Consider the following 14,703-nt stretch of genomic DNA (forward strand, 5'->3'; position numbering starts at 1 on the left):
ATCGACCAATGCTTCGCAAATTGCTGCGCGCCCTTCCGCTCGCCCTCGTACTGGGCGTGCCGGCTGTCTCCGCCGCTGACGTGGCCATGGGCGATGGGGTTATCCACTTCAATGTGCCGGATAGCTGGTCGATGATCATGCAGTCCAGCGGCGAGACCGAAACGCAGGTGTTCCAGGTGCCGGGCTCCAGCCATGCCGATGCCACCCTCTCGCGCGTGACGATCACGCTGAAGAAGGCATCCGACCTCCGCGCGTTCCAGGTGTTTTCCGGCGAAATGCGCAGCCGCGCCACCAACCTGAAGGACTATGCGCCGGGTACGCCCAAGGCCCCGACAGAAAACGTGTATTCGGCGAAGGAAGGCACGACCAAGCTCGACTACGTCGAGCGTTACTTCTTCGCCAATGGCTTCGCGATCCAGCTCCGTTGCGTACGCCCGGATGGCGACGCGAAATTCAGCGCCATGTTCGACAAGGGCTGCACGGACGTCGCCAACTCGCTGCCCCATTAAATGCTCCAGGTTTTTCCGCCATGAACGGTTTTGAAGCCACGCGTGCCTGGGCCGACGCCCAGGACGCCGCCGACCCACTGCGCCGCTTCCGCGACGAGTTCCACATCCCGCCGCACGATGGCGGCGATACGCTCTACTTCTGCGGCAATTCACTCGGGCTCCAGCCGAAAGGCGTGCGTGCCGCCCTCGAAGCCGAACTGCACGATTGGTCCGAGCTCGCGGTAGAGGCCCATTTCCGTGGCCGCTCGCCGTGGATGCACTATCACGAGTATGTGCGCGACGCGATGGCCGACGTGGTTGGCGCGAAGCCGCACGAAGTCGTCGCGATGAACACGCTCGGCGTGAACCTTCACCTGATGATGGTGAGCTTCTACCGGCCCACGCCGGAGCGCCCGGCCATCCTGATGGAAGCCGGCGCGTTCCCGACCGATCGTTATGCGCTGGAATCGCAGGTGCGCTTCCATGGCTTCGACCCCGCCACGGACCTGATCGAACTCAAGGCCGATGGCGCCGGCGGCACGCTGTCCATGGATGCCATCGAGGCTGCGATCGCCGAACACGGCCACCGCCTCGCGCTGATCCTGCTACCCGGTATCCAGTACCGTACCGGCCAGGTGTTCGACCTGAACCGGATCGTGGCGCTGGGCCACGCCGCCGGCTGCATGGTCGGCTTCGATCTGGCCCACGCCGCGGGCAACCTGCCACTGACCCTGCACGAGACCGGCCCCGACTTCGCCGTGTGGTGCACCTACAAGTACATGAACGCTGGCCCGGGCGCGGTCGCCGCCGCGTTCGTGCACGAACGCCATGCGCATGCCGATGTGCCCCGCTTCGCAGGCTGGTGGGGTCACGACAAGAGCACGCGCTTCCAGATGGGCCCACAGTTCGTCCCGACGCCGGGCGCCGATGGCTGGCAGCTCTCCAACCCGCCGATCCTCGCGCTGGCACCGCTGCGCGCGTCGCTGGATGTTTTCACGCGCGCGGGCATGCCGCGGCTGGTGGAAAAGAGCCGCCGGCTTACCGCGTACCTCGACTGGCTGATCCGCACGCGCCTCGACGACACGCTGGGTATTGTCACGCCCAACGATCCGGCCCACCGCGGTGCACAGCTCTCGATCCGCGTACGCGCCGGACGCGACGCTGGCCGCGCCTTGTTCGAATACCTGGAAAAGCACGGCGTCATCGGCGACTGGCGCGAGCCGGATGTGATCCGCCTCTCGCCGACGCCGTTGTACAACCGTTTCGCCGATTGCCTCGGCGCGGTCGAGGCCATCGAGGCCTGGCGCGCGAGCCACGCATGAGCCTCGGTGATCTTTATGCCGCCCCCCATGTGGAGCGCGGCAACGGCTTCGCCATGCAGGCCACGACCCACTGGCTGCGCATGGTGCCGGGCCGGACGCTGTTCGGCCTGAAAGCCGGCGGCCTCCGCGTGGAAATCCCCGACCTGCCCGATGGCGTACGCCACTACGGCATCGAAGCGGTCGACAACGGCCACCGCTTCGCCCTGCTCGATGTGAGCAGCCACTGGCTAAGCGAGCATCCCGAGGCCACCGACCGCTACCTCGCCAACCTGCGGCCCATCGTCGGCAGCAAGGCAGCGCGCCTGGAAGGCTTCGCGAAACACGCCGCCGTGAACGGCAGCATCGAGCTCTTCCTCGGCCCCGAATTCGACCGCGTTCCGCTGGAACTCGACACCGACGATGGCTCCTACGAAGTCGCCCGCGACCTCCTCACCCACGCCCCCCGCCAGGGCCGCACGGCCTTCGCCATGCCGCGCGGCGTGGGTTCGTCGAAGTACGACACGCCGGATTTCTTCGCTGGTGCGCAGTCGTGGATTGATGGGGAGCGGTTACTGGTGGAGTTTGCGCCGGAGGAAGGTGGGAGGCAGGAGACGATCGCGGTGGATCGTGGCGAGCTACTGGGAGCACTGGAGCGATGCTGGAAGGCAATGACTCGGGTCGCCGAGAAGCTGCGCCACGGCCTCCACGAGCTCACGGAGCCGCGATGAGCGCTAACTGTGTGCCGAGGCTGTAGCACCTCGCGGTGCTTGTTCTACGAGCTTCCAATATGAGGAACGTCGCGCAAGCAGCTCGTGATGCTTGCCGGCTTCCACGATTCGACCGCGCTCCATCACCAGAATTTGATCCGCCTGCTCAGCAAGGTCAAGGCGATGGCTAGCCATGAGAATCGTCCTGCCCCGAAAAACACTCAGAAGCCCCTGACCAACGGCCCGTTCAGTGGGTCTATCCAGCGCACTAGTTGCTTCATCCAACAGCACGATGCTGGCCGTCGTCTTCATCATTGCTCTGGCTATCAAGATTCGCTGCTTCTGTCCTTCCGACAACTCACGCCCTCCGGCACCGAGCGCGGTGTCAATCCCGTCAGGAAGGCATGAGATGAAATCCCATGCGGACGCCATTCGCGCCGACAAGATCACGTCGTCCAGGCAAGCGTCGCTAAGTTCGCCGAATGCGATGTTCTCGCGAACTGTACCGCTCATCAGGACCGTATCTGATCCGACCCATGTCGTCGCGCCGAAGACGGACTCAGTCGAGTAATCAGAAAATGGCAAGCCATTGAGGCGTACGACGCCCTCTGAAGGAGACCGGAAGCCAGAAATAAGGGACAGCAGCGACGACTTTCCACTACCGGACTCTCCGACCAATAGCGTCAAGGTGCCCGCAGAACATCGAAATGAAACATCGGCCAACGCCTCTGCGCCCTCATATCGCAACGACACGCTATCGAACTCAATGTCAACACGCCCCGCATTCAGGTGAGCACCCTGAGAGGAATCACCACCAGACCGAGCAAGCGCATCGCGAATCATACCCGCTGAGACAAAAGCGCGCTGGAGGCTGGCATACACCCCCGACAGCCTCCGCATGGATGGTAGTGCAATCCCCATAGCAGTGATGACAGAAAAGAAAGTTCCCGCGCTGACGCGAGCACCGCCAGGAACCTCCGCGCCCGAGGCCACAACGATGACAAGCGCTAACGAAATCCCTCCGGCCAACTGCGTTAGAGCGCTCGCCGCGGACGACACCCGGGAAAGGCGCATTCCGACTTCTGCAAGCGACGACGAGCAGGTCGAAAACCTCGATCGAACAACGGAAAATGCACCAAAAATCCTTATATACCTTGAGCTCGACCACGCTTCGACGACAACCGTATTTGCCTCCGAAACCTTTTGTTGATAAGCGGAGCTGAGGCTCCTTATGAACCTCCCGGAACAAATCGCAACAAGCACCAATACCGGGATCATTCCAATCATCGTCGCGGCCAAGACCGGACTGAGATAGAACATCACACAAAGACAAAAGACCGAGGTAAACCCATCGAGAATTGCAATCTTCAGGGCGTCCGTCACCGAGAAAGCAAGCTGCTCGACAGCATACGCCACGCTCGCCACCCTATCGCCAACCGTGTCTGAAGACTCGGTCGCTTCCGACGATGTAAGTTGCGCAGAAAAGACCTCATCTCTCACATCACGCACCGTGAGTCTACCAACGTAGGCCATACCTACATCACCCACGAAGCCGGCAACACTCCGCAAGGCAAGAACGCATACCACCATGGATGCTACGCGCCACACGGACACGGAAGGCGATGCGGAGAAGGTATCGTCGATCATGGGTTGCACCAATCTCGCAAACCCGGCTGCCGCACCTGCATCGACAAGCATGAACACAATCGCGACGACGCAGTGGAACCAATATGGCGATGCATAACTTAAGATCCATCGGTAGTCCGAGATCCCCCGATCTTCGCCATCACTCGCACCAGAACGCTGCTCAAATACCTGCCTTCTAGCCACGACCCACCCCTTGAAGGAGCTCGGCCGCGATCGCTGCAGACCTGACGCATTTACAAGACTCCGAGATCTCACGCAAACAGGCAACTGAGCGAGGACCCGCCAGGTAGCGACCAAGCTCAAGCAAGGACATGCGCTTCGCAACCACGTTCTCGACCATTCCTATGATCATCTTTCTCTTCGGATCAAAATAGAACTGATCCCCGTAAAGCACGTCTTCCCCACTAACGATGAGATTCAGCGATGCAGACGGCTCCAATGGAGGCAGCTGTGCATGCACGTCAGATCCTTTTGAATAGATGACTACACGCCCTTTACGAAGCTGCCACTCCCCGACAGACCTGATATCGACAGTATCCGCCACATTCAATTGCCTCTCGCTTGCCGGCACCTCGAATAGGTCGGTGACGTAGCCAGGACCGTAGATATTTGTCGTCGCGAATGAAAAATTATGATCGTGGTATGCATTGTATGAGAGCGCAGATTTCTCACCACGAGTCACGGCGACCGAAGGCCAAATGTTGGCGCGCACTGTAAATGGACCAAACCGATCAAGGATGCAGCTTTGTGCCGAATACATCGCGAAATCAGGCTCTCTCCAGAGACCTATGTCTTTGGCCATCTGCGAAAGAAGAATTTCTTCATTATTGGCGAGCGCCACAAGATCGAGGCTGATATTTCTTAGCGTCGCCTCATCCTGCGGATCGACCTTAGCGACAACCCGCCTCCGGAATTCGCTCAGACCAATGATTTCATCCGTGAATGCACTCACTTCAACAGGCATGGTTAGCACTCCCTCGCATTGACTTGATTATCCCTAGCGCCGAATTCCTAACGTATGGATTCGAGTCCGTGGTGAGACGGTCCAACAGTTTCCGGCCAACTGTGGAATCAAGAGAAAAAGCGCACTTCATGCACGCCCACCGAACATTGAAATCAGGGTGATCGATAAGGTCGGCCACCTGCGAAATTGCAGGCACGTACCTGAATCTCTCGATCTCGCCAAGCATGGACTTAATTACGACACTTTCACGGGAAAGCATAACGGCGCCGAGAGGCGCGCCAGTGTTACGATCAAATTCCCACCTTTGTGAACGCGATGGCTTCATAGCCAGCTCGACGATGCAGCAATGCTCCGCCGAATCACTGTTCAGTTCGAGCGTCTCTCGCGGCGCGTCAATGTCGATTCGTGTCCATGGTAGAAATTCTCTACCGCCTCGGCTTTCGATCCGAGCCGTCGGATCGAATACATCCAGGTCTGCCGAAGATGGCATTGAAAAGACATGGAAGCCGACCTTCTCCGGGCCAACAGCAAAGATGACGGAAGGTGCCGCCATCGTGGACGAAATGGCCGTCATTCGCTCGTCGACTGGATCCACGACATTTCTCCCAAGTTCCTTTCGCTTTGTCGATCTGACAGAGAAGTGGAAGGCATCAGACTCGCACAGGAGGAATCCCTGAACCCCCCAGTCTCGTCCACCGTTGTATAGCGGATCAGATACCAGCTTACCCGCGGCACGGGAGAACACCTGGTCCCATATATCCCTTTGTATGATGCTCTCGAATCCTTCCACTGCCGGCCAGAACGACGACTCGTTGTGCTTGACCAGCCTCTCGTCCACCGTGCGCAGGAAATTCACCAACTCGGGCACACGCGCGACTGCGTAACTCATGTGATTAATCACGGAAACCTCTTCCATAAGTGCGGAGCCTCACACTTGAGGCCCCGCCATCGTCCCTATCAGGACCAGCGCTGAACTTCCTGGACGATCTCAATCCACAGCGGAGGCTTATCGACACCAAATTCTGCGATCTGGCCGACGATTGACGCTTGGTACGGCAGATCAGGGATGCACACTTCGTCGTTCATGTTGTTTCTCTCGATGGGCGCCGGGATGGCGCACGAGAAATGCTACGTCGTCGCCCTTTTTAAAGACGCCGGACGTTGCCCCTACGCCACGTGGGCGATGGACGAGATCTTTGTAGGCGCAATCCGTCAAAGGCGTTGCGTTGCCCAGCCACACACTTTGTTGTGGTCCGAAGGCATACAAAGAGAAGCCACGCACACCGCACTTGAGCCGGCCTCAATTGGGAGCTAGCGGTCACCTTTGCGTCTTTGAACGCTCACGCGATTCGACGTGTGACCAGGGCCCATTCAAAGAACGACGTTGTCAGCGAATCCCTACGAAACGACGCGACTTGGTGCTGCGTCGATCTCCTCCACAGCCTACAGGATCGAGTTCTTCGCTCCGCCAGGATAGGCACTGGTCGGCGGCATGTCGTCGTTCGCCTGAAAACGGGGAGCGCTTACCCCCCTTTTAAAGGAGTATCTATGAGCCTAGCGTCGAGCTTCTCGCTTGCTGCACTTCTGATTTCTACCCCGCATATGAACGCCGTACACCAGGGCCATACTGTCGGCGTTCATGGTTCCGCCATCGCTGCTTCCGCGAGCCTCGCGCGCAGTTTCGCGGTAGCTCAGGTACGCGGAACTTGCAGAGACCGATACCGTGGCGACCTTGTCGGCCAACCTCGAGTGGACGTCGCCCGAACGGGGAGCATGTTCCGCGCAACCGCCTACGGCACGTGCCGAGCACAGACGACTTAATTCTCTCCGACCGCATCGGGCTGCGGCGCGTCGAGCGCCCCAGCCCGATCATGGAGGCTGTGAGTGCGGACTTCAGTCCTCAAGAATGAGGCTATCCCGCCGCGTATCCCGCATCCGCAGGTACACCACCAGCGACAGGCCGATCATGGCGGTCACGTACCAGTAGAACCCCTGTTCCCATCCCGCGCCCTTGAGGCTAAGCGCGACATACTCGGCGGTGCCGCCGAAGACGGTGTTTGCCAGGGCGTACGGCAACGCCACGCCAAGTGCGCGGATGTGTGCGGGGAATAGTTCCGCTTTCACCACGGCATTGATCGAGGTGTAGCCCGTAACGATGACCAGCGCGGCCATCACGAGAAGCCCTGCGATGACCGGATCGCGTGTCGTCTCCAGCGTGCTGAAGATCGGGTAGGTGAAGACCACGCCGAGTACACCAAACGCCACCATGAGCGGCTTGCGGCCGGTACGGTCGCTTAGCGCGCCGGCCACCGGCTGGAGCAGCATGAAGACGAACAGTGTCACCGCGTTGATCTGGCTGGCGGCCTCGCGGGTGAAACCACTGGTGTTCACCAGGAACTTCTGCATGTAGATCGAGTAGGCGTAAAACGCAAGGGTGCCACCGGCGGTCAGCAGCATGACCAGAAGCGTTTCCTTCGGGTGGTGCTTGAACAGGGCAAGGAAGCCGGATCTCGGCGCATCGCTTGCCTTCACGTTCTTGAAGCTCTCGGTCTCCGCCAGCCCGCGGCGGATGCGAAAGACCACGATAGCCAGTACCGCGCCGATAGCGAACGGAATGCGCCAGCCCCAGGCATCCAGCGTATCCTTCGCCATGAAGGACTGCAGCACGAGGAGCAGCAGGATCGCGAGCAACTGGCCAGAAATCAGCGTGACGTACTGGAAGGCGGAATAGAACCCACGACGGTCTTTGCCTGCCATCTCAGACAGGTACGTGGCGCTTGCACCATATTCGCCGCCCACCGAAAGGCCCTGCATCATGCGGGCGATAACGAGCAAAGCCGGTGCGGCGATGCCGATACTCTCGTAGCCTGGCGTGCAGGCGATGATCAGCGAGCCGGCACACATCAGGGTCACCGACAAGGTCAGGCCAGCCTTCCGCCCGCGCCGGTCGGCGTAGACACCCATGATCCACGCCCCGATGGGCCGCATGACGAAGCCCACCGCGAAGACGGCCGCGGCGCTCAGCAACTGTGCGGTCTGGTTGCCCTTGGGAAAGAAGTGCGGCGCGAAGTAAAGCGTGAAAGCCGCATATACGTACCAGTCGAACCATTCCACCAGGTTGCCGGTAGAACCGCCAATGATGGACTTAAGGCGGTGGCGGGTGGAGAGGCTTGCGTCGGTGGAAGACGCTGAAGAAGTACGTGCGGAGGACATGCGGCGGAGCCCGGAACGGAGGATCGAACTCGGACCTTACACGACTCCGGGTTTTGGGCTCTCCTGACGACTGCTTGCTCCGAAGCGATAGTGCAGAAAGCCCTGCAAAACGCCTGCGGGCCCTGCCCCATTGAGCTAAATCTCACCCATGGCGATGGTGTCCAGATCACCCACCATCGCTCCGAGCCTAAGATTGTTCTCAGCCAAGTCAGCGCGCGAACGAGCATCAGCGAGGCGTGCGTCAATCAGCCGGCGCTCGGCGCCAAGGCGATCCGCCCAACTACGTGTTCCGGCGGAGAAGCCCCTCACCACCGCGTCCCGTGCGGCCTCGGCGGCAAGGACGGCACTCCGCGCGGATTCGAGCAGCCTGGAACCATCATTCGCCTTTCGGGAAGCCGTCCGAACCTTTCGAACCATGTCACGGCGCGCCGTCTCCAGAGCGTCTTCCTTCGCACTGCGGCGCGCTGCCTCTTGCTGAACGCGTGACATGACGGCGGTACCTGCGATCAAGGGCACGTTCAACGTCAACATCATCGAGACAATGGGCCGGCCGTTGTGCCGAATACCAGCGCCGCTACGCCCTGCCCGATCCGTCCATACGGTCGCCACGCCGTAACTCGCCTCGAACCGAAGGGTAGGCAGGTGTGCTGCCCGCGCCGCGGAGAAGCGATACCCAGAGGCGAGTACTTCATGCCCTGCACCGACCAACAACGGATGGCGCAGGGCATCCTCGATGAGCGCGGCCGCCGGCCGGTGGTGCGGCCTGACCAGTGCGGTCATGAGCGACGGGTGCGACTTGTCGGGAGGTGACGGGCCACCGCTCAGCAAGCGGTACTGGACGAGAGAGTCCTCCCATTGGCGCTTCGCCTCAATCACGGCCGTGGTGGCGGCGGCGCTTTGGGAGATCGCTTCCGCCACGTCAGTGACAGGAGAGAGGCCTACCTCGAGCCGAAGGCGAGCGAGATCAGTTAGCGCCAACCACGCGCGCGCGCTCTCCTCTGCCAGCATAAGCCGCTCACGATCTCGATACACCATGACCTCCGCGAGCATCCGGCGGAACAAGAGATCGCGACGTGCAGCTGCCATCCTCGCTTCGGCGACCCGTGCATTGGCCCTGGCCGCCTGGATCTCGTAGTGCGCGGGCATGTCGATCACAGGCAACGTGAGCGACAACGCCAGCGACCGCTTCCGGGTAAATCCGGGATCGAAGCTCTGCGCATCCCGGGACACATCGGTGGTAGCCCAGCGATGGAGCCCGGCGCCAACCACAGACGTCTTATGAGTGAACGACACGCGCGCGTCCACCCGCGGAAAACGCTGCGCAAGCGCTTGCCCTACCTCCTCCCTCGCCGCCGCCTGTTCGTGCACAGCCTGAGCGAAAACCGGATCATCCAAAGCGTAGGACGCGCGGTCACCTGACGCGTCGTAGCCGTACGCCAGGCGCGGCACGATGGCCCACGCCATGGCTATCGCGAGTGTTCCCGTTCGCATGTCCGTCATCCATTCCGTCCTTGATCACTGGCGGCATGATCAGGACGACCGTGGATCTCGGGAATCAGCCTACGCCGCTGATCGGCGTAAGGCTCTGCCTACACTGTGCCCCCCGAACGCCGCGGGGCTTTGCGGCGGTTCGGCAGGATCAAACCGGATGGCGCGTCTGGCCCTCCCCCCTGACGACAAAGCGCTCGACCGTGAGTGATTCAGCACCCATCGGCCCATACGCATGCAGTCGGGTGGTCGAGATACCGATTTCCGTCCCAAGACCGAGTTCGCCGCCATCGCTGAAGCGCGAAGAGGCATTCACCATGACCACCGCCGAGCGCAGCGCCTTCACGAAGCGATCGGCGGCGACGAGGTCGCGCGTAGCGATGACTTCGGTATGGTCGGAACCAAAGCGGCGGATGTGTGCAATGGCGTCGTCGATATCGGCGACAACGCGCACCGCGATCACGAGGTCGAGGAACTCGGCGGCGTAGTCTTCGTCGATGGCGATACCAACCTCGGGAGCCAGGATGCGTGTGATCTCGTCGCCGCGCACCTCGACGCCACGGGCGTGCAACGCTGCCACCGCCTTCGGCAAGAACGAGGCGGCCGCATCGTGGTGCACCAACAGCGTCTCCAGCGAGTTGCACACGCCCGGGCGGCTCGTCTTACCGTCGATGAGGAGATCGATGGCAAGGGCCTCGTCAGCGTCTTTGTCGACGTACAGATGACATACGCCTTTGTAGTGCTTGATCACTGGCACGCGGGCGTGCTCGGCGACAAAGCGAATCAGGCCTTCCCCGCCGCGCGGGATCGCAAGGTCCACGATGTCCGTGAGCTGGAGCAGCTCGACCATGGCATCGCGGCTGGGGTCATCGATGACCGTGATGGCCGCTTCGGGCAGGCCCTCTTCGCGTAACGCACGACGCAAGGCGCCCGCGATAGCGAGGTTCGAATGCATGGCATCGGAACCGCCGCGCAGGATCGCTGCATTCCCGGCCATGAGGCAGAGCGCGGCGGCATCGGCGGTGACGTTGGGGCGCGCCTCGTAGATCATGGCGATGACGCCCAGCGGAATGCGGACACGTTCTACGGAGATGCCATTTGGGCGCACGTCGCGGCGGGTAACGAGCCCCACCGGATCGGGGAGTTCAGCCACCTGGCGGATCGCCGTGACGACACCAGCGACGCGGCCTTCATCGAGGCGCAGGCGGTCGAGCATGGCGGCGCTGGTGCCGTTGTGGCGGGCGGCCTCCATGTCGCGTGCGTTGGCTTCGAGCACCGCATGGGTATCGGCGGCCAGCGCATCGGCCATGCGGTTCAGGAGGCGCTGTTTCGCGGCCGTATCGAGCCCTGCGATGGCAGGGGCGGCGTCGCGGCAGGCCAGGGCCTGGTCTCGCAGGTGCGTCATGGCGTTCTCGCGGGTTCGGGCAGGACGACAAGATCGTCGCGGTGGACGATGGTTTCCCCATAGCTGTAGCCGAGCACGGCTTCGATGTCACGCGTGTGGCGCCGCGCGATGCGGCGTACATCGGTCGCGGCGTATTGGGCAATCCCGCGGGCGAAGGGCACACCGTCCGCCGCGATCTCGATCACGTCACCCCGGGCGAACTCGCCGGTCGCGTCGCCCACGCCGCCCGGCAACAACGAGGCACCGCGTCTGCGCAGCGCATCCAGCGCGCCGCTATCCACGCTGATCCGACCCATGGCCGGTGCATGGCGCAGCCAGTACTTACGCGCGGCGAGGCGAGATTGCGGTGCGCGCAGGCGTGTCCCGGTGAGGGTGCCTTCGGTGAGCCGAACGATGCAGCGCGCGTCGCGCCCATCGAACAGCACGGTCTCGATACCGGCCGCTGCGGCCTTCATGGCGGCTTCCAGCTTCGTCCGCATGCCGCCGGTGCCAGCAGCCGTCCCTGCCCCGCCAGCGCTATCCAGATGTGCTGGCGTGAGTTCCAGCACCTCGGGCACGGGTTCCGCGGAAGGGTCGATACGTGGGTTCGCCGTATACAGCCCGGCGATGTCGGAAGCGATGAAGAGCACATCGGCATCGACCAGCGCTGCGACGATGGCCGCAAGGTTGTCGTTATCGCCGAGCTTCAGCTCATCGACCGCCACCGTGTCGTTCTCGTTGATAACCGGGATGGCACCGAGGGCCAGCAACTCGCGTAGGGTCGTGCGCGCATTAAGGTAACGACGGCGGTTGCGCAGGTCGTCATGGGTGAGGAGCACCTGAGCGACCGGCGCTTCGAAGAAGGTCTGCCACATGCTCACAAGGCGGGTCTGGCCGAGCGCGGCGAGCGCCTGGCGGCCGCTGAGGCCCGTGCTGCGAGTCGGTGCCGGGGCGAGACCACGGCCAGCGGCGACGGCGCCTGAGGAGACGATGACCACTTCCCTGCCCGCTGCGCGGCTGGCGCTGACGAAGGCAGCGAGTGCTTCGGCATGCTGGCCGGTGAGCGCACCCTCGGGCGTGGTCAGCAGGCTGCTGCCCACCTTGAGAACGGCGCGGTGCCAGTGCGGTAAGGCTTGTTCGGTGAAGCCGGACGCCATCGTGCCTCCTGCTGTGCCTTTGTAGGAGCGCGCTTGCGCGCGATTCGGGGCTGCGGCGAGCACCTATCGCGCGCAAGCGCGCTCCTACAAGAGCGGGTTTTACATCTTGTTGAGCCTCGCGCGGAGGGTGTCGAGCATCAGGTCGTGCCCGGCGCCTGGGGAGGTGCGTGCCGCGAGGCTGGATTCCGGCGAACGACCTTCACCGGCCGAGGCGGCGGTTTCCGCGGCAGCGCGGTAGGCGTCGCGGAACGGCACGCCGGCGACGGCCTGCTCGATCGCCACGTCGGTCGCGTACATCGCCGGTTCGATCGCGGCCCGCATCTTGTCGGCCTTCCACTCGAAGCGAGCGAGCATGTCCGGCAACAGTTCCAGCGCGCCAAGGCCCATGGAGAAGCCATGGAACAGCGAGCCCTTGGAGAACTGCAGGTCGCGCTGGTAGCCCGAGGGCAGCGAGAGCAGCTGCTCGATCTCCGTGCGTGCAGCGGCGACGCTGGCGTAGCTGGCACGCAAGAGCTCAACCACATCCGGGTTCCGCTTGTTCGGCATGATCGACGAACCGGTGGTGTATTCCGCCGGCAGCTTCACGAAATCGAACTCCGCCGTGGTGAACAGCGACAGGTCCCAGGCGAGACGGCGCGTATCGAGCAGCGCGGTACCTACGGCATCGAGCGCCGCCATCTCGAACTTGCCGCGCGAGAGCTGGGCATAGATCGGCGAGACCTGCATACGCGCGAAGCCCAGCGCCTGCGTGGTGTGCGCGCGATCCAAGCCCACGTTCACGCCGTAGCCGGCCGCCGTACCCAGCGGGTTGGCGTCGATCAGTTCGAGCGCCTGGCGTGCGCGCAGCGTGTTGTCGATGAAGGCCTCCGCGAACGCCGCAAACCACATGCCCGTCGACGACACGACGGCGCGCTGGATGTGCGTATAACCTGGCATCGGAATGGCTTCGCCAGCGGCGCGCTCCAGGCACACCTCGGCGATGCGCCGGCACACGGCCTCGAGCGTCGACAGCTTTTCCTTCAGCCACAGACGCGTCGCGACCAGGATCTGGTCGTTACGGCTGCGGCCGGTATGCACACGACGGCCTGCGTCGCCCAGGCGCTCGGTAAGGCGTGCCTCGATGGCCGAATGCCCGTCTTCGAAGCGCTCATCGAGCACAAAGGCGCCGCCCGAGAAATCGGCGGCCAGCGCATCGAGCTCACGCTTCAGCGCATCGCGCTCCTCGGCGGAAACCACGCCGATATTGGCCAGGCCTTCCACATGCGCCTTGCTGGCGGTGATGTCGTGCAGGAAAAACTCGCGATCCAGCACCACGTCGTTGCCGGCGAGGAAACGCATGATCTTCGCATCGACCTGCGTATCGGATTTCTGCCAGAGCGGCTGGGTCATCGTCGGTCCTTAAAGCGGGATAGCGGTGAGCTCGTCGAAACCGAGCGCACGGTTAACGTTCTGCATGGCCTGCGTGGCGGCACCCTTCAGCAGGTTGTCGAGCGTGGCGACCACCACGACACGGCGGCCATCCACGGACAGCGCAAAGCCGCCTACCTCGAGATAGTGCTTGTGCGCGATCTGGCTCACCCACGGTGCCTCATCCACGACGTGGATCAGCTTCTCGTTCGCGAAGCGGGCTTCGAAGCGCGCGACGATGTCTTCGCGCTTCGACTGCTTCGCCAGGTAGAGGTTGGTCGTCACGGTGAGGCCACGGAAATGCGGCGCCACGTGCGGCATGAACTCCACCGGCAGGCCGAGATGGCGGCTGGCTTCCTTCTCATGCATGTGCCCGGTGAGCGAGTACGGCATGAGGTTGTCGCGCAGCTTGTCCGGGTCGTTGCGATCGGAAGGCGTGGTGCCCGCACCGGAATAACCCGAGACGCCAAACGAAACAGGCGGTGCCGCGAGCAGGTCCTTGATCGGCGCAATCGAGCACTGGATGGCGGTGGCGTAGCAACCTGGGTTGCTGATGCGCTTCTCGCCACGCCAGCGATCGCGGTACAGCTCGGGCAAGCCGTAGTACCAGCGCTCGTCGAAGCGGTAATCCGCGGAGAGATCGACGATGACGGTGTCGCCACCGGCCTTGTCGATCGCTTCCACGTACGGGGCGGCCTTGCCATTGGGCAGCGCGAGGATCACGACGTCCACGCCCTGCTCCGCCACGGCGGCCGGATCGAGGTTCGTGTAGGCGAGTTCGCCCTTGTACACGTCGTTGTGCTCGGCGAGGCGCTGGCCATCCAGCTCACGCGACGAAACGAACGCCAGCTCGAGCGACGGATGCCGGGCAATCAGGCGGATCAGCTCGGCGCCCGTGTGGCCGCGCGCGCCGACAATACCGATGGTCTTGGTGGCCATGGCTTGGG

General features: G+C 62.7%; 13 protein-coding genes. 3 read left to right on the forward strand and 10 right to left on the reverse strand.

What is annotated here, in order from left to right:
- Window positions 1-8 precede the first annotated feature (8 nt).
- The 3 genes from L2Y96_RS15205 to L2Y96_RS15215 are packed head-to-tail and all read left to right on the forward strand — an operon-like array spanning window position 9 to window position 2,517.
- A complete protein-coding gene (locus L2Y96_RS15205) occupies window positions 9-509 on the forward strand; it encodes a hypothetical protein (RefSeq protein ID WP_247327946.1) in 501 nt (166 codons plus the stop codon).
- Between the two features lie 20 nt (window positions 510-529).
- Window positions 530-1,810 (forward strand): kynureninase, encoded by a 1,281-nt coding sequence (gene kynU, locus L2Y96_RS15210; RefSeq protein WP_247327947.1) that lies wholly within the window; start codon window positions 530-532, stop codon window positions 1,808-1,810.
- Window positions 1,807-2,517 (forward strand): hypothetical protein, encoded by a 711-nt coding sequence (locus L2Y96_RS15215; protein ID WP_247327948.1) that lies wholly within the window; start codon window positions 1,807-1,809, stop codon window positions 2,515-2,517. Before kynU ends, L2Y96_RS15215 begins: the two co-directional genes overlap by 4 nt.
- 3 nt (window positions 2,518-2,520) lie before the next feature.
- Here L2Y96_RS15215 and L2Y96_RS15220 read toward each other — a convergent pair whose 3' ends face one another.
- From L2Y96_RS15220 to argC, 10 genes are all read right to left on the reverse strand, one after another.
- A complete protein-coding gene (locus tag L2Y96_RS15220; RefSeq protein ID WP_247337062.1) occupies window positions 2,521-4,194 on the reverse strand; it encodes an ABC transporter ATP-binding protein in 1,674 nt (557 codons plus the stop codon).
- Between the two features lie 124 nt (window positions 4,195-4,318).
- Window positions 4,319-5,107 (reverse strand): hypothetical protein, encoded by a 789-nt coding sequence (locus L2Y96_RS15225; RefSeq protein WP_247327949.1) that lies wholly within the window; start codon window positions 5,105-5,107, stop codon window positions 4,319-4,321.
- Window positions 5,097-6,023: a HEAT repeat domain-containing protein gene (locus L2Y96_RS15230; protein ID WP_247327950.1), complete on the reverse strand. Its 927-nt coding sequence runs from the start codon at window positions 6,021-6,023 to the stop codon at window positions 5,097-5,099. The genes L2Y96_RS15225 and L2Y96_RS15230 overlap by 11 nt, the downstream gene beginning before the upstream one ends.
- A 41-nt stretch (window positions 6,024-6,064) precedes the next feature.
- Window positions 6,065-6,193: a hypothetical protein gene (locus tag L2Y96_RS22920; protein WP_256452190.1), complete on the reverse strand. Its 129-nt coding sequence runs from the start codon at window positions 6,191-6,193 to the stop codon at window positions 6,065-6,067.
- A gap of 807 nt (window positions 6,194-7,000) precedes the next feature.
- The gene (locus tag L2Y96_RS15235; protein ID WP_247327951.1) at window positions 7,001-8,320 is read right to left on the reverse strand and encodes an MFS transporter; all 1,320 of its coding nucleotides are present in this window, start codon (window positions 8,318-8,320) and stop codon (window positions 7,001-7,003) included.
- Between the two features lie 135 nt (window positions 8,321-8,455).
- Window positions 8,456-9,820, reverse strand: a complete 1,365-nt coding sequence (locus L2Y96_RS15240) for a TolC family protein (protein WP_247327952.1) — start codon at window positions 9,818-9,820, stop codon at window positions 8,456-8,458.
- A gap of 139 nt (window positions 9,821-9,959) precedes the next feature.
- On the reverse strand, window positions 9,960-11,213 hold the full coding sequence (locus tag L2Y96_RS15245) for a glutamate-5-semialdehyde dehydrogenase (RefSeq protein ID WP_247327953.1): 1,254 nt from the start codon (window positions 11,211-11,213) through the stop codon (window positions 9,960-9,962).
- Window positions 11,210-12,349, reverse strand: coding sequence for a glutamate 5-kinase (gene proB, locus L2Y96_RS15250; RefSeq protein WP_247327954.1), 1,140 nt, complete (start codon window positions 12,347-12,349; stop codon window positions 11,210-11,212). The genes L2Y96_RS15245 and proB overlap by 4 nt, the downstream gene beginning before the upstream one ends.
- A 99-nt stretch (window positions 12,350-12,448) precedes the next feature.
- On the reverse strand, window positions 12,449-13,738 hold the full coding sequence (locus L2Y96_RS15255; protein WP_247327955.1) for an argininosuccinate lyase: 1,290 nt from the start codon (window positions 13,736-13,738) through the stop codon (window positions 12,449-12,451).
- A gap of 9 nt (window positions 13,739-13,747) precedes the next feature.
- Window positions 13,748-14,695, reverse strand: coding sequence for an N-acetyl-gamma-glutamyl-phosphate reductase (argC, locus tag L2Y96_RS15260; protein ID WP_247327956.1), 948 nt, complete (start codon window positions 14,693-14,695; stop codon window positions 13,748-13,750).
- Between the last annotated feature and the right edge of the window lie 8 nt (window positions 14,696-14,703).

The sequence above is a fragment of the Luteibacter aegosomaticola genome, from assembly GCF_023078475.1.
GTDB classification, from domain to species: domain Bacteria; phylum Pseudomonadota; class Gammaproteobacteria; order Xanthomonadales; family Rhodanobacteraceae; genus Luteibacter; species Luteibacter aegosomaticola.